This is a genomic window from Bacillus sp. FSL K6-2944 (assembly GCF_038005385.1).
Taxonomy (GTDB): domain Bacteria; phylum Bacillota; class Bacilli; order Bacillales; family Bacillaceae_G; genus Bacillus_A; species Bacillus_A cereus.
On record NZ_JBBOTE010000001.1, the window covers coordinates 3,264,387 to 3,280,858 of the forward strand.

A 16,472-nucleotide genomic window follows, 5' to 3' on the forward strand; every position below is an offset into this window, starting at 1 on the left:
TTCTTAATTAGATTTACCTTTCATATAATCGATTACTACTGTTTGCTTCTCAACAGCCTGATTTTGTTCTTTTTCTTCTACTTCTTCTACAGGTTGTCCAACATCTGTTTTCACATCACCCTGTAGATCCATATAAAACTGTCCCTGGATCCCCGAAGCTAACTCTTGACCAACTAAATTTCCGTTTTGGTCCATATCTAATAGAATCTTAGACTCTACCGCTTCTGTTGGTGCTAGTTTCGAAGTGGCTTGAACCTGACAATTCCATACATCACGCTTTTTATCACCAGCAAACGAAAGTGTTAAAACAATCTTTCTTGCTTTTTTAGGATCAGTATTTAAATCCGCCATATTTTCCATTACACGCTCAAACTCTTGATGAAATCTTTCAGCAAGTGCTCCATCAGCAAATGTATTTAAATCAATCATGACTTCCATTACTTTTCTCACCTAAACCTTTCTTATTAAAATTCAACATCCACTTGAATATCGATGTTCATAGGTATTTCTTGCGTTACACGAATTGATTTTGGACTTACACCTTTTTGAATTAACTTTTTAACTTCTTCTTTTGCAGCTTCTTTTGTGTGAAATTCACTGATACCTGGAAAACCTGCGAAATTACTAGTAATCACTAAAATCTTTTGTTGCATGCTTGCTCCTCCTACTGAACTTCCGCCATATTTATTTGTGCATTTGTAGCTGTAATTTCTTCTTCTAAAATGATTGGAAGTGAATATTCTTCATTAATGATTTGAATCGCTCTATCTAAATGATGACGTTTAATAGCTTTATAACTACTAATCCCAAACTCTCTATGTAATTGACTATAAATATCGCTATACACTTTTTTTTCTAAGGCTAACATCCCGATAAGCATTAGATTCTTTACCACCTAATAGAAGAACACCTAACTTTCTTACAACCTTTGATACTTCATCACATTCGATAGCATATAAAGGAGCGTTTTCTCTTAAATCCTTCACATCTGATTTAATATCTTGAATTTCTTATTTTTGACCTTCTAAAACATTAAATGTGAGTTTCAGAATACTCATTGGATCTTTAGGAAGTTGTTGCTGATTTTGTATGTGTTGTTTCATTCGTTTAAACTCTTCGATAAACTTGATTTTCATTTGAACAGCTTCTTTTGTGTTGTAACTCATTGCAACTAGCGTGAAAGCTTCTTCTGTTAAGTTGTACTTAAGATATTTTCGCCCACGCTCATTTTCATAATTTGACTCGTGAAAATTTACGAGTCAAAATTCAGGTCCCGCATATTCAATTTGTTTTCTAATATCTTTCAATACATTGTCATGTGTCTTTTCAAACATTTCAGCAATCATTAAACTATCTGTTACTACTTTTCCGTTGTTTTCAAATACTAATGCTTGTTCGTTTACTGCTGTTAATTTAGCCATGCTACGTTCCTCCTAATTAATATACTTTTGGAATTACTTTAGTTGTATTTGTATAACGATGTAATAAATGTAATTCGTTACTTACTTTTTTAAAGATTAACCAATGTTCAGGATTTAAATTGTATGATTCGATATGCATTTTTTCCTTTTTTGTTGGATTTTTACCGTTTTTCATGATTAGTCACCTTCCTTATCTAGTTTTTCTTTACGTTCTTCTTCTAAAATACGAGGGATAGATGTTTTCATGAAAAATTCCACCATTCTTAACTTTGTTTCTTCACTTGGTGGATTATCCAATACAGTTCGTTCCATTAATAGCACCATCCGTCTCCGAAACTTCATATTTCATGAAGTTTGTCGGTAAAAAAATTTCTTCAATACCTTTGCCTAGCTTTTGAGCGATCAAGAACATTTCATTGGCTTTAAATTGAGTAACTCCATGCTCTTTATTAACATATGTTCTTTTATCAGTTCCTATTAAATTAGCCATATCTTGTTGTGTTAACCTATTATACATACGTAATGATACTAGTTTGTCTTGCAAAATAATCCACCTCACTTTCGACAACTTCATATTACATGAAGTTATAACATGATTCAACAATTATTTTCATATTTTATGAAATTTATTATTTATTTTCTTGTTATATGAAATTTCCAGTTTAAAACTTCATGAAATATGATATAATGAAATAAGAAAAGAGGTGAAACTTCATGAAACAAGACGTTTCTAAATATGTTGGTCAACAAATTAAAAACTTTAGGAAACTAAAGAAAATGACACAAAAAGAATTAGGTTTACAAATAGGAAAAAAACATAATACAATTTCATCTTATGAAAATGGCACAAATGAACCTGAACAAGATGTGCTATTCGCAATTGCACAAGCATTAGATATATCAATTAATGATCTGTTTCCGTCTACAAATGAGGTGTATAAGACTAATAATCAAATTATTTCTTTAGTAAATGAATCTGATTACACTTATTTCCCAACTTCAATTTCAGCTGGTTTACCTATACAAGTTGACGGAATGACAGAAATAGATTTGGAAACTATACGTATTCCTGATTCATTAATGGGGAAATGGGCAGGTAGAGAAGATATTTTTATGACTCGTGTTAATGGTGATTCAATGAATAAAGTCATACCTCATTCTTCTTTAATTGCCGTAAAAGAAGTGACATTAGAAGAACTTTATGATAATGACATGGTTGTTTTTAGTAACGGTTGTGATTATTGTGTAAAGCGTTTCTTTAATGACAAGGATAATAAACGTTTAATATTCCGACCAGATTCTTATGATAATTGTTTCTTTGATTACACAGTATCTTACGAAGATGCCACGAATATAAAAATACACGGTAAAGTAGTAATGTACTTCGTTTCATTAGACTAATACAAAAGGTAATTAAATCCTTAGCGCTAGGAATTTAATGGACAGCCCGTACAGCTGTCCTATTTTTTTAAAAAGGAGAGATAATAGTGACTGTTGGGATTTATATAAGAGTAAGTACAGAGGAACAAGCACGAGACGGTTTTTCTATCTCAGCTCAACGCGAGAAATTAAAAGCATATTGTGTAGCACAAGACTGGAATAATTTTAAGTTTTATGTGGATGAAGGTGTATCAGCCAAGGATACCAATCGACCACAATTAAGTATTTTATTAAATCATATTCAGCAAGGCTTAATCACTACTGTTCTTGTTTATCGTTTAGATCGTTTAACTCGTTCTGTTATGGATTTGTACAAGTTACTTGATACATTTGATAAATATAACTGTGCTTTTAAATCTGCAACAGAGGTGTATGATACTTCTACAGCAATGGGACGAATGTTCATTACAATTGTTGCTGCACTTGCTCAATGGGAACGAGAAAATTTAGGTGAACGTGTACGAATGGGGCAATTAGAAAAAGCTAGACAAGGAGAATATTCAGCAAAAGCTCCTTTTGGATTCGATAAAAATAAACATAACAAACTTGTAATAAATGAGATTGAGAGTAAAGTGGTTTTAGATATGGTAAGAAAAATAGAAGAAGGTTACTCTATCAGACAGCTCGCCATCCATCTAGACAGCTATGTTAAGCCTATAAGGGGCTACAAATGGCATATACGTACCATATTAGATATTCTTTCTAATAACGCCATGTACGGGGCTATAAAGTGGTCTAACGAAAGAATTGAAGGTGCACATGAAGGAATCCTTACTAAGGAGCGGTTTATACAATTACAAAAAATATTATCTAGCAGACAAAACATTAAAAAGAGACAAACACATTCAATTTTTATATATCAAATGAAATTAATATGCCCTAATTGTGGGAATCGTTTAAGTAGTGAACGATCCAGATATTACAGAAAAAAAGATGAGCAACATGTGGAGTGTAATCAATATCGATGCCAGTCGTGCGCACTGAATAAACATACAACTAAACCTTTTGCTACTAGTGAAAGAAAGGTAGAATCTGCATTAATGAATTACATTTCAAATTTACAATTTGAACAAGTACCTAAAATAAATAATGAAAATAACGAATTAGAAATACTAAAAAAACAAGTTAAAAAAGTGGAAAAACAAAGAGAAAAATACCAAAAGGCTTGGTCAAACGACTTAATGACAGACGATGAATTTACAGAACGGATGAATGAAACAAAAATAATATTAAATTCTGCTAAAAAAAGGTTACAAACTTTAGAGGTGAATAACCATCAAGAGATAGATGTAGATGTGATAAAAGAAAAAGTGAATAATATCAAAAAGAATTGGTTTCATCTATCTCCTGATGAAAAGAAACAATTTATGAGTATGTTTATAGAGAATATCAAAATTGATAAAAAAGACGGAGTTACAGAATTATTAGATATAGAATTTTATTAGTGTTTATGTTACATTTACACAAACAAAATGCTCTTGTTGTAAAAAACGCATTTCTTCCATCATGTATTTCGCACAATCTTCTGGACTTCGAATACTATATCTATTTTGATATTCTAAACGTACCATTCTTCTGCCTAGTTCAAAGGCTGCCATAAGTTGCGATGCCTTTGAAATCCCAATACCATGTATACTAATTAGCTCTTCTAATGTTGCATCTTTCAACATACGTAAGCCATCAAATTGATGTAAAATTTTATCTGACAACTTTAAAACTGTTTCTTCTTTAGAACCTGTTCTGAGTAACACTGCGAGAAGCTCTCGATTTGATAAACTTCCAGCACCTTCTAACAATAAACGCTCCCGTGGCTGTTCTTCTCTTACAACATCACGAATACCGTTCATCTCTCCACCCCTTTATTTGTTCTCTCAAAGAAAACCCCATGCAATTTTACGCATGGGTTACATCAATATCAAATTGTTTTAATTCCCGAACGAGACGTGCAATTGGTAAGCCAACTACACTATAGTAGTCCCCTTGAATATTTTGAACGAAAATAGATCCTTTACCTTGAATCCCATAACTACCGGCTTTATCAAAAGGTTCTTTCGACGCGACGTATGTATCAATTTCCTCTTCTGTTAACTCCCAAAATGTAACTTCTGTACGCTCATAAAAAGTAACCGTTTTTTCTTTTGCTATAATTGCAACACCTGTATACACTTCATGTGTTTTCCCTGATAGTAATTGCAACATCTCTTTCGCCTCATCCTCATTAGAAGGCTTACCAAGAATACGCGACTCATATGTAACAATTGTATCTGCACCTAACACAATGTGATCACTATTATTTTCTGCCACCGCTGATGCTTTTTGCAAGGCAAGCGACATTACAATATCAGAAGGCGATGAATATGCACCAATTGTTTCCTCTACTTCACTTACAACGATTTCAAATGGCACACTAGCTAACTCAAGCAATTCCTTCCTCCGAGGTGACCCTGAAGCTAAAATTATTTTTCTCATATTTTCTCCTTCCTTTCTCACATGAAGCAGAACAATTTATATTAATCGTATCAAAGGAATAGTTTGTCCACAAATGAAAGAAATATTAATTTCTCTAACTAAAATAACACTTCTTTATTGCATACGATTATATTCCTGTCATAGAGAAAGCACTTTGCTCTAAATTCAAAAGAAAAGAAAGAAGTACATGTACTTCTTTCTTACTCATTTTATTATCCTATCATTTCACTTTCTACGAAACAATTTTTTCATACGAGAGTAAACCATCAATAATAACTTGATTTAATTTCGCCAAAGATTCCTTATCCATCTTCCCATCTTTTACTGTTTGTACAGCTACCGACGTATACATATACAGTTTCTTTGCTTCTTCTTGTTTCATACTTTTCCCTTCTTTTTCAACCTTTTTCCATTCTTTTTCAATTACTTCTATATCTTTTGCGCTACTTTTTCCACCAACTTGTACGCTAGAAGCATATTTTGCTAAATGAGTGTATAATGGCTGCACTTTTGTTAAAAATGTTCCTACTTCTTTATCATCTTTCAGCAATGCTTTATCTGTTATATCCCAGTTCTTTTTTAAAACGGAGACACCATCATTTTTATACTTAGTCATTAATTGATCTATAGACTGTTCATCGCTAGCAATACCAACAACTATTGCATACTTATCACCGCTCGGTCTCAAAGCACCAATGCCCCCATTGCCTTTCCATTCTTCAAGAGCTGCCTGTCCCTTTTCTTCAGAAGAATAAAGCCCTCCTTGAACAAAAAATAATTTCATTGGATCCAATGACGTTCCTGCTTGTGCTTTTTGTTTTTCTTCTTTCGGTGCTGGTGTTTGTTCTGCCGTTCCACCCACCTTTGATTCTCCATTTCCAGTCGGCCTTGAAGCTGTCACTTCACTTCCTCCTGTCGTTCCTTGTCCAGTAAGTAAATGAAGCATCCCCATTCCAAACGCCGTACCGATAATGATTGCAGTTGCAACGATTACAATTAATGTATTACTCCACTTCTTTCGGTATTTTTCCACAGACATTGATTTCGCTTTTTGAAACGGAACAACATTTTTCGGTCGTTCACTTTCTACTACCATCCATTCAAATTCATCTTTCTTTTTTTCCTCATACTTCGCTTCTGTTCCATTCACTTTCACTGAGATCGTTCGTGATTGCTTGTCCATACACTCACACCTCACCTCTTATCGTTGTCCGCATCATATCATATTCATTTCATAAAAAAACGAGATATTTGTCAGAGGAATTCGCCAAATAACCCTATATATTTATCTTATATGTATGCATTTGACTTCATTTGTAGAACAAAAAAACTAGATAGCAAAGACTATCTAGTTTTTCTCGCAAATATATTTTCGTACTTCAGAAATGAAATAAAGAGAACCTGTTATGATAAAAACATCATTTTCTGCTATCATTTCAACTTTTGTATCAATTGCCTCTTTCCAATTTTCAAAAACTAATTTTGATTCTTTCTGTGAATATGATGCAAGCTTATCAGCAGAAATAGCACGATCAAAGGCGAATGTTGTAAAAATAATTTCATCTGCAATGGTTTCTAATTGGCCTACCATGTTATGTAATTGTTTATCACCAAGGGCAGTAAATAACACTATTACATTTTTATCTTTGTAATGCGCTTCTACTGTTTTCACAAGGCTTTCGATACCTTCTGGATTATGAGCACCATCTATAATAATATCTGGATTACTTTGCAGTTTTTCAAAGCGCCCCACCCAATACGCTTCCTGTAATCCAGTTCTTATTTCTTCTTCCTCAATTAAAAATGATAAGTATGTTTTTACATACATGACTGCCATAAGCGCAAGTGCTGCGTTTCCTACTTGGTGGCTGCCTTTCATTGTGATTCGCACATCTTCAAAAGAGGCGAAAGGACAAGTGAAATCGAACTGTTCTCCATCTTCACTAGACTGTTTATGTAATGCTGTAAAATGGTTGCCCATCTCGTATAAGTTTGCATGATTTTCCTTTGCAACATTTTGAATGACTTGCAAAGCTTCTTCATCTTGTACACCAGTAATTACCGGCACGCCAGACTTAATAATCCCCGCCTTTTCATATGCAATTTCTCCTAGTGTATTTCCTAAAATATGCATATGATCGTGACCGATATTCGTAATAATCGTGAGAACAGGGTGTATAACATTGGTAGAATCAAAACGTCCACCAAGCCCTGTTTCAAATAAAACAACATCACAGAAATTGAATTTGCCGAAATAGCAAATCGCCATAACAGTAATAATTTCAAACTCTGTCGCTTCCCCTAAATCCGTTTCATCTAGTTTTTCCACGACTGGTTTTACCAGCTTTACAAGTTCAGTAATCTCTTCGTCTGCAATTGGTGTTCCATTCACACTAATGCGTTCATTAAATGATTCGATGTAAGGAGAGGTAAACGTTCCTACCTTATATTTCGCGCCTTCTAACATGTAACGCATATATGTTAACGTTGAACCTTTTCCATTTGTACCAGCAAGATGAACACATTTGATATGACGCTCTGGATTTCCAAGTTCTTCTAACATCCATCTCATTCTTTCTAATCCTGGCTTAATTCCAAATTTCAATCGGCTATGGATCCACCCTATCGCTTCTTCGTATGTATGTATCACGTATATTTTTCCCCTTTCAAAAGACAACTTTCATAGTTCTATTATACGCAAAGAAAAGAGACTCACCAATATAGTGAGTCTCTAAAAACATTTTTACTTTTCAAGATCTGCTAGACGTTGACGAACTGCTTCGCGTTTTTCTAGGTAATCTTGCTCTTTCGCACGCTCTCCTTCAATAACCGCTGCAGGAGCTTTCGCTACGAAACCTTGGTTAGAAAGTTTCTTCTGTACACGTTCTACTTCTTTATCGAACTTCTCAAGTTCTTTCTCAAGACGAGCTCTCTCTTCATCAAGATTGATAAGATCAGCTAACGGTAAGAATAACTCTGCACCTGATACGATTGCAGTCATTGCCTTTTCTGGCGCTTGTAAGTCTGTTTGAATTGTTAATTCGCTTGGGTTACAGAAACGCTCAATGTAAGAGCTGTTTTTCGTAAGTTGAGCAAGTACAGCCTCATCTTTTGCTTTAATTTGCATTTGAACTTTTTTGCTCATTGGCGTATTTACTTCTGCACGGATGTTACGAACAGAGCGAATGATATCAACTAGAAGGTGCATTTCTGCCGCAGCCTCCGTATCTTGTAAATCTTCGCGAACTGTTGGCCACGCAGCTACTGTAATAGACTCGCCTTCATGCGGTAAATGTTGCCAAATTTTCTCTGTTACGAATGGCATGAATGGGTGTAATAGACGCATTGTTTGATCTAATACGTAAGCTAAAATAGAACGAGTTGTTTTCTTAGCTGCTTCATCTTCACCGTATAGTGGAAGTTTCGCCATTTCAATATACCAATCACAGAAATCGTCCCAAATGAAGTTGTATAATGAACGACCAGCTTCACCGAACTCATATTTATCCATGTTACGTGTTACGCTTTCGATTGTTTCGTTTAAGCGAGTTAAGATCCACTTATCCGCAACTGATTTTTCGCCAGTTAAATCGATTTCTTCATACTTCATATCATCCATGTTCATTAATACGAAACGTGATGCGTTCCAAATTTTATTAATGAAGTTCCAAGTAGATTCTACTTTTTCCATGCTGAAACGTAAATCTTGACCTGGTGCACTTCCTGTTGATAAGAAGAAACGCATTGCATCTGCACCGTACTTCTCGATAACATCCATTGGATCAATACCGTTACCAAGAGATTTACTCATTTTACGACCTTGCTCGTCACGAACTAAACCGTGAATTAATACATCTTTAAATGGACGCTCGCCTGTAAACTCTAAACCTTGGAAAATCATACGAGATACCCAGAAGAAGATAATATCATAACCCGTTACTAGTGCATCTGTTGAATAGTAACGTTTGAAGTCTGCTGAATCTTCATTTGGCCAACCAAGTGTGGAGAATGGCCATAATGCTGAACTGAACCATGTATCAAGTACATCGTTATCTTGATTCCAGTTTTCAATATCTGCTGGTGCTTCTGTACCTACGTATACTTCACCAGTTTCTTTATGGTACCAAGCTGGAATACGGTGTCCCCACCATAATTGACGAGAAATACACCAGTCATGAATATTTTCCATCCAACGTAAATATGTGTTTTCAAAACGCTCTGGTACGAACGTTACTTTTTCTTCTTCTTTTTGTTGAAGCGCTACTGCTTTTTCAGCAAGTGGAGCCATTTTTACGAACCACTGTGTTGATAAATAAGGCTCAACAACCGCACCGCTACGCTCACTATGACCTACTGAATGCATATGTGGCTCGATTTCTACTAATACGCCAGCTTCTTGTAAGTCTTTTACTAATTCTTTACGGCATTCGAAACGATCCATACCGTTATACTTACCAGCTTTTTCGTTCATCGATCCATCTTCGTTCATTACTAAGATGCGTGGTAAGTCATGACGGTTACCTACTTCAAAGTCATTCGGGTCATGAGCTGGTGTAATTTTTACAACGCCCGTTCCGAAATCTTTTTCTACGTACTCATCAGCAATAATCGGAATCTCACGGCCTACGATTGGAAGTGTAACTGTTTTTCCGATTAAATGTTTGTAACGATCGTCTTCTGGATGAACTGCTACTGCTGTATCACCAAGCATCGTTTCTGGACGAGTAGTAGCAAGACGAATGTGACCAGAACCATCTGTTAACGGATAGTTCATATGGTAGAATGCACCTTGAACTTCTTTATGAATTACTTCAATATCAGAAAGAGCTGTACGTGTTGCTGGATCCCAGTTGATGATATATTCACCACGGTAAATTAAGCCTTTTTCGTATAATTGAACGAATACTTTATTAACCGCATCTGATAAACCTTTGTCTAATGTGAAGCGTTCACGAGAATAGTCTAGTCCTAAACCAACTTTCCCCCATTGTTGACGAATGTGAGAAGCGTACTCTTCTTTCCACTCCCAAGCTTTTTCAAGGAATTTTTCACGGCCAAGATCGTAACGTGAAATACCTTCTTCACGAAGTTTTCCTTCTACTTTCGCTTGTGTTGCGATACCAGCATGGTCCATTCCTGGAAGCCATAGTACATCGTATCCTTGCATACGCTTCGTACGAGTTAAAATATCTTGAAGAGTTGTATCCCAAGCATGACCTAAGTGTAACTTACCAGTTACGTTCGGAGGTGGAATTACAATTGTATACGGTTGTTTCTTCTCGTCTCCTGTTGCTTCAAAATATTTGCCTTCAAGCCACCATTGATAAAGGCCTTCTTCAACGGACATATGATCATATTTAGTTGGTAAATTCTTTTCCGTGTTTGACATTATTTTCCCTCCTTAAAATAAAAAATGTCCCTCATCCAAAAAGGACGAGGGACATCGCGGTACCACCTTTATTTACAAACAAATTCATAATTTGCTTATACTCTTAATTTGATAACGGACAAATCCGTCTTTTCCTAATAAGAACTATTCCGTTCAGAAAAGATGCTCCAGGGCTACCTTCTAACATAACTATCTAGAGAATCTCCCAGCTAATGATTCTCCTCTCTGAAGACGTTTCATGTTATACTCTTCCCCTTCAAGGCATTTATATGATTGTTAATTATTATATACAATAGTGTAAAAAACGAAACCTTATTCGTCAAGATAAATTTAAAACTACAGCTTTTGGTGCCAAAAAGAAGATAAGTAGAATCCTCTACTTATCTTCTTTACCCCGCTATTTGTGGGCAGTAAGACCTCCACCTCAAAACTCAGCTGAAGCAAAGAAGTTAGATGGGAGCCCTGGTGCCCGTAAACGCCCAATTAGTGAAGGCTAATCATCAGCGGGGAATGTTTACTTTATCCGTTCCCTTGCTGGGCAGCTTGTAATTGTGACAGGAAATATTCTATATTGCTAACGAGCCAATGCGATTGTTGCAAACTCTTTACTCCGCGCAGTTCATTTTCCTCGTTACGATTATCTCTTCTTTTCTTATAAGACTGGATTTGCCGAATAAATTGCGATGGATACGTCATATACGCAAACATAAGTAGTTGCTCTTCTTTCGTAAAAGGGAAATTTTTTTGATACATTTGAAACCATTCAAACCGATCACTTCTTGCGATTGGATATGTGTTTAAAGACCGTGAATAAAAACCTACTATATCTTGCACAGGCGTTGCAAACTTCGATTTTTCTAAACTAATAAAATAGCCATTCCGTTCATAGTCAAATAAAAAATGATTCAGTGACACATTACCATGCACAAAAGTAATACGCGTTTTCTCCTTTTCTTTCATCGCATCGTTCCACTCATTTAATTGCTTCGTTGCAAATTCACGCGCTCTCATTACATGATGATAGTACGTACAATATTGCAATTCAAACGGGGACATATACCATTTTGATTCAGATTCTACGAGAAACTCTTCTAACATCTCACCATCATTTTCCCAACGATCGGATATACTTGTATAATGTTTTTCTAAATCTTCTTCCGTATACGTTTCTTCCTTCACAGTTTTTTGATGCAACGTTCCAAGTGTCTGAAACATTTTATGGTATTGATCATTGTCCTCACCGTTTCCTTCTGCACGTTCTAACCAAGGCATTAAATAATAATTATACGTCCCGTCACTTAAAATATAACTTCCATCCGTCGCATGATATATAGGTACATAATTTGAAAAACCTTTCTCCTTCAAATATTGAATATGATGCAGAAAGTTATTCCGCTCTAACTTTCTGCCTTCTATTTTCTTGAGTGCATATGGACCTTGATTCGTATAAATTTTCATTACATTTCCGTGCTCTTCCATATGCTGCGTATCCAATCTATATTGCCTCACGATAGGTTCATAGTGATTTCGCAACTCAATATCCATACGAATAACCCTTTCTATTCAAAACATAGCCTCTAAGAAAGGAAGTGAGTGAAAACACTCACTTCCTTATTTCGCCTTTACCCTTGAAACGGGAATATAAATAATTTGCCCCGTATTTAAAAATATATCTTCTGTTTGATTGACACGGTATAAATTTTGTACAGACGTTTCATAACGGTCTGCAATAGATTCAATTGTATCCCCTTCTTGCACGAAATACATTCTTAACTTTGTAAATTCTTCTTCCGGTTCTTTCGTAAATAGTTTTGTTAAATAAAGCGCATTTTCATCTCGCTGTGAGTACTCTTCTTCTTGTTCTTCCTGCTTTTTCGCTTTTTCTTTCTTGAAATCTTTTCGTCCGAACAGTTCAAATTGCGGCGTTGTTTCTTGCTCCTCTTCACGTTCCACAAATTCATGTTCTTCTATTTTCTCTTCTTCTAATTCCTGCTCTTTTCTTTCCTCTAATTGGAACGGTTCAAATGCGTAATCTTCCCACTCATCTGATTCCTTATATGCTGGTTCTTCTACATGCGGCGCCGGTCTATTTTCATCCTCTTGCGCTGAATCTTCTTCTAACTCAGCATACACCGTTTCTTCCTCTTCAACTTCATCCTCGCTTCTCTCTTCATCACACAAACCGGTAATAGATATATCCGCTAATAATTGTAAGCAACCATTTTCCTTTAATTCATAATCAAATTCCTCGATTGATACATATAGCTCTTCAATTACTTTCACTCGATTTCTCGGAATTGATATTTCAAGTGGAAAGGAATGAACAAGTTCATTAACCCCATCTTCTCTTGTTTCTACATAATCAATTGACTTTGCTGGCGATAGTTCTCTTAATGAATACGCGGAATCATCTTTTCGTGCAACATACTCTCCCGTTAAATCTAATTGTCCTCTCACGATTACTTCATGATCAAGCTCTTCTATCTCAACGTCTGGATCTAACGAAATTGACAAAAGTTCTTCGACTTCCTGTCCTTTTTGGAACCACACAGATTCTTTTAATGAAAATCGTAATGAATGATCTGTAGCCACTTCTTTTCCCCCTCCCAAACTATATGTCATTACAGATTTATGTGTGGGAAGCTTACTTTATGAATAAAAAAAATCGCTCCCCTTATGGAGAGCGATTTTCTCTAATACACTACGCTTTTAATTTTGACATTGCAATTTCAGCTGCTGCAATCGTCGCTTCAATATCTGCATCACTATGTGCTGTCGATAAGAATAAACCTTCGAATTGAGATGGTGGTAAGAATACACCTTGTTCTACCATTTCACGATAGTAAGCCGCAAAGAATTCTAAGTTTGAAGATTTTGCTGCATCGTAATTAATAACGGGTTCATCTGTAAAGAAAATACCAATCATAGAGCCTGCACGGTTAATATGATGCGGAATGCCATGTTTTTCAGCTGCTTTACGTAATCCAGCTTCTAACATTTCAGCTTTACGCTCAAATTCTACATATGATTCTGGCGTTAACTGTACTAACGTTTCATAACCTGCCGCCATTGCAAGTGGATTACCTGATAAAGTACCAGCTTGGTAAATCGGTCCGCTTGGCGCAACTTGGCGCATAATTTCTGCTTTACCACCGTATGCTCCTACCGGTAAACCACCACCGATTACTTTACCTAGGCATGTTAAATCAGGCGTTACGCCATAATAACCTTGGCCACAATTATAAGCTACTCGGAACCCTGTCATTACTTCATCAAAAATAAGCAATGCACCGTTTTGTTCTGTTACTTCACGAAGACCTTCTAAAAATCCAGGCTGCGGAGGAACAACCCCCATATTTCCTGCTACTGGTTCTACAATTACACAAGCAATATCATCACCGAATTGTTCAAACGCGTATTTTACGCTTTCTAAATCGTTATAAGCTACTGTAATCGTATTTTTCGCTACACCTTCTGGTACACCAGGACTATCTGGTAACCCTAAAGTCGCCACACCAGAACCAGCTTTAATTAATAACGAATCACCATGACCGTGGTAACAACCAATAAATTTCAAGATTTTATTACGACCTGTATAACCACGAGCTAAACGTAGTGCACTCATTGTTGCTTCCGTTCCAGAGTTAACCATACGCACAATCTCAATTGATGGCACGCGCTCAATAACAAGTTTTGCTAATTTATTTTCAATTTCTGTTGGTGCACCGAAGCTTGTACCTCTTTCAGCAACAGATTTTAACGCTTCTACAACACGATCATTTGCATGACCATGAATTAAAGGACCCCATGATAATACGTAGTCGATGTATTCATTCCCATCGATATCATATACTTTAGAGCCTTTTCCACGCTCCATAAACAACGGATTCATCCCAACAGACTTAAAGGCACGAACCGGGCTATTTACGCCACCAGGCATTAAGTCTTGCGCCTCTTCAAACGCTGCAATTGACTTATCAAACTTTTTCATTATTTAGCGCCTCCTTCTTGTAACCATCTTGCTGCATCTTTTGCATGATACGTAATAATTAAATCTGCCCCTGCACGTTTCATACTAATTAATTTTTCAAGAACAACTTCTTTTTCATTAATCCAACCATTTTGCGCTGCCGCTTTAATCATCGAATATTCACCACTTACATTATAAGCGACAACTGGTAAATTAAAGTTATTTTTCACATCACGAACGATATCTAAGTAAGAAAGAGCTGGTTTTACGATTAAGAAATCTGCACCTTCCATTACATCTGATTCTGCTTCACGGAATGCTTCCATACGGTTTGCCGGATCCATTTGATATGTTTTACGGTCACCAAATTGCGGTGCACCGTGCGCAGCATCACGGAATGGTCCATAAAATGCTGATGAATATTTCACAGCGTACGACATAACTGGCACGTGTCCAAAACCATTTTCGTCTAATGCATGACGAATTGCTGTTACGAAGCCGTCCATCATGTTTGATGGCGCAATAATATCCGCTCCTGCTTTCGCTTGACTTACAGCTGTTTTCGCAAGAACTGCAAGAGACTCGTCATTTAAAATAATCCCATCTTCAATTACACCGCAATGACCATGGCTTGTAAATTGACATAAACATGTATCTGCAACTACTACTAGCTCAGGGAAATCACCTTTAATTTGCTGAATAGCACGTTGTACAATTCCATGATCACAATATGCTGATGATCCAACTTCATCCTTTTCAGCAGGTAAACCAAATACAATAACAGAACGAATACCTAAATCAACAACTTCTTGCATTTCAGCTTGCAATAAATCTAAAGACATTTGATATACGCCCGGCATAGAAGGAACTTCATTACGAACATTTTCACCTTCTAATACAAAAATAGGGTAAATAAAATCTTCCGTATGTAAAAACGTTTCACGCACAAGTGCACGCATGCCCCCGCTTTGTCTTAAACGACGATGACGATTAAATTGTAAAGAGTTCATAGATTTCTATCCCCATTCTTTCATTTTATAGATTCACAAACATATTGTAGTAATGCTTCTACAGTGTACTCTTTCGGCACAATAACAGACGGAAAATAAAGACTTGCCTCTTTTTCCGTAATAGGTCCTATACAAGCAATTGTACATTTTTTTGTCCATTCTCTCCAGTTTGTACCCTCAAGTAAACGAACAAAACTAGTAACAGTTGAAGGGCTCGTAAATGTAATAATGTCTACTTTCCCTAACTTCAATGCTGCTATAAGTTCTTGCTTTTTTTCTATATTCACTTTCGTACCGTATACGATTAGCTCATCTAGAGAAACACCAATTTCCCGAAGTGCAACCGGAATTACCTCTCTTGCTAAATTCCCTTTCGGAAATAAAATACGTTCGTTTCCACTTAATTCTTTTAGAAACTCTTCTGCAAATGCTTCTGCAACAAATGAAGTCGGAACAAAATGAACTTGATAGCCCCTTTTTTCTAACTCTAATTTTGTTTTCACACCTACCGCAGCGATTCTAATGGTTAGCGGTAGTTTCTTTTTTAAACTATCTAGAAAAAAAGCTACACCATTTCTGCTCGTAAAAATAACCCAGTCGTATGAATGTAGCTGCTCTTCAATATGTTGAATTTGCCTATGAGACATACCTTCCATACGCAAAAGCGGAATTTCCAATGGAATTCCGCTCTTTTCTTTCACTGCTACACTCATTTGTTTCGCTTGATGCTGGGCACGTGTAATCAATACCGTTTTTCCAGCGAGAGCGTTCAT

Annotated in this window: 16 protein-coding genes, 2 pseudogenes and 1 other annotated feature; of the genes and pseudogenes, 2 read left to right on the forward strand and 16 right to left on the reverse strand. The window is 36.1% G+C overall.

Features of this window, described 5'->3' with window-relative positions:
* Positions 1–3 precede the first annotated feature (3 nt).
* The 6 genes and pseudogenes from MHH55_RS16590 to MHH55_RS16615 all read right to left on the reverse strand — a co-directional run bounded on the left by MHH55_RS16590 (position 4) and on the right by MHH55_RS16615 (position 1,965).
* Positions 4–438 (reverse strand): replication terminator protein, encoded by a 435-nt coding sequence (locus MHH55_RS16590; RefSeq protein ID WP_078186324.1) that lies wholly within the window; start codon positions 436–438, stop codon positions 4–6.
* Between the two features lie 26 nt (positions 439–464).
* Positions 465–653 carry a hypothetical protein gene (locus MHH55_RS16595; protein ID WP_001186272.1) on the reverse strand — a complete coding sequence of 63 codons (189 nt, stop codon included), beginning with the start codon at positions 651–653 and terminating at the stop codon, positions 465–467.
* Between the two features lie 11 nt (positions 654–664).
* Positions 665–1,421, reverse strand: a pseudogene (locus MHH55_RS16600) (Rha family transcriptional regulator).
* Positions 1,422–1,437: 16 nt separating this feature from the next.
* On the reverse strand, positions 1,438–1,596 hold the full coding sequence (locus MHH55_RS16605) for a DUF6906 family protein (RefSeq protein WP_000788391.1): 159 nt from the start codon (positions 1,594–1,596) through the stop codon (positions 1,438–1,440).
* A 2-nt stretch (positions 1,597–1,598) separates the two neighbouring features.
* Positions 1,599–1,733 (reverse strand): hypothetical protein, encoded by a 135-nt coding sequence (locus tag MHH55_RS16610; protein ID WP_256703125.1) that lies wholly within the window; start codon positions 1,731–1,733, stop codon positions 1,599–1,601.
* Positions 1,711–1,965 (reverse strand): helix-turn-helix transcriptional regulator, encoded by a 255-nt coding sequence (locus MHH55_RS16615; protein WP_078186325.1) that lies wholly within the window; start codon positions 1,963–1,965, stop codon positions 1,711–1,713. The genes MHH55_RS16610 and MHH55_RS16615 overlap by 23 nt, the downstream gene beginning before the upstream one ends.
* Before the next feature lie 170 nt (positions 1,966–2,135).
* Between MHH55_RS16615 and MHH55_RS16620 the strand changes: the two genes are divergently transcribed.
* A complete protein-coding gene (locus tag MHH55_RS16620) occupies positions 2,136–2,822 on the forward strand; it encodes a helix-turn-helix domain-containing protein (protein ID WP_078186326.1) in 687 nt (228 codons plus the stop codon).
* Positions 2,823–2,908: 86 nt separating this feature from the next.
* Positions 2,909–4,306, forward strand: coding sequence for a recombinase family protein (locus MHH55_RS16625; RefSeq protein WP_078186327.1), 1,398 nt, complete (start codon positions 2,909–2,911; stop codon positions 4,304–4,306).
* A gap of 15 nt (positions 4,307–4,321) precedes the next feature.
* Here MHH55_RS16625 and MHH55_RS16630 read toward each other — a convergent pair.
* The 10 genes and pseudogenes from MHH55_RS16630 to hemD form a co-directional block, all read right to left on the reverse strand.
* Positions 4,322–4,708 (reverse strand): annotated as a pseudogene (locus MHH55_RS16630) (UPF0758 domain-containing protein); the annotation flags it as partial.
* Between the two features lie 46 nt (positions 4,709–4,754).
* Positions 4,755–5,330: a Maf family protein gene (locus MHH55_RS16635; protein ID WP_001226290.1), complete on the reverse strand. Its 576-nt coding sequence runs from the start codon at positions 5,328–5,330 to the stop codon at positions 4,755–4,757.
* A gap of 232 nt (positions 5,331–5,562) precedes the next feature.
* Positions 5,563–6,513, reverse strand: coding sequence for a stage II sporulation protein B (locus MHH55_RS16640; RefSeq protein WP_078186328.1), 951 nt, complete (start codon positions 6,511–6,513; stop codon positions 5,563–5,565).
* 165 nt (positions 6,514–6,678) lie between these two features.
* Complete coding sequence (locus tag MHH55_RS16645) at positions 6,679–7,980, reverse strand: bifunctional folylpolyglutamate synthase/dihydrofolate synthase (protein WP_000582064.1); 1,302 nt, start codon at positions 7,978–7,980, stop codon at positions 6,679–6,681.
* Positions 7,981–8,073: 93 nt separating this feature from the next.
* Positions 8,074–10,719 carry a valine--tRNA ligase gene (locus MHH55_RS16650; protein ID WP_000072244.1) on the reverse strand — a complete coding sequence of 882 codons (2,646 nt, stop codon included), beginning with the start codon at positions 10,717–10,719 and terminating at the stop codon, positions 8,074–8,076.
* Between the two features lie 37 nt (positions 10,720–10,756).
* Positions 10,757–10,988: a binding site (T-box leader), on the reverse strand.
* 250 nt (positions 10,989–11,238) lie between these two features.
* Positions 11,239–12,264 (reverse strand): spore coat protein YsxE, encoded by a 1,026-nt coding sequence (ysxE, locus tag MHH55_RS16655; RefSeq protein ID WP_000350658.1) that lies wholly within the window; start codon positions 12,262–12,264, stop codon positions 11,239–11,241.
* 66 nt (positions 12,265–12,330) lie between these two features.
* Positions 12,331–13,341 (reverse strand): stage VI sporulation protein D, encoded by a 1,011-nt coding sequence (gene spoVID, locus MHH55_RS16660; protein WP_002024850.1) that lies wholly within the window; start codon positions 13,339–13,341, stop codon positions 12,331–12,333.
* A gap of 79 nt (positions 13,342–13,420) precedes the next feature.
* Entirely contained in the window at positions 13,421–14,710 is a 1,290-nt protein-coding gene (hemL, locus tag MHH55_RS16665; RefSeq protein WP_000712943.1) for a glutamate-1-semialdehyde 2,1-aminomutase, read from the reverse strand.
* Complete coding sequence (gene hemB, locus MHH55_RS16670) at positions 14,710–15,699, reverse strand: porphobilinogen synthase (protein WP_001087065.1); 990 nt, start codon at positions 15,697–15,699, stop codon at positions 14,710–14,712. The genes hemL and hemB overlap by 1 nt, the downstream gene beginning before the upstream one ends.
* Before the next feature lie 20 nt (positions 15,700–15,719).
* Positions 15,720–16,472, reverse strand: a complete 753-nt coding sequence (hemD, locus tag MHH55_RS16675) for a uroporphyrinogen-III synthase (protein ID WP_000992353.1) — start codon at positions 16,470–16,472, stop codon at positions 15,720–15,722.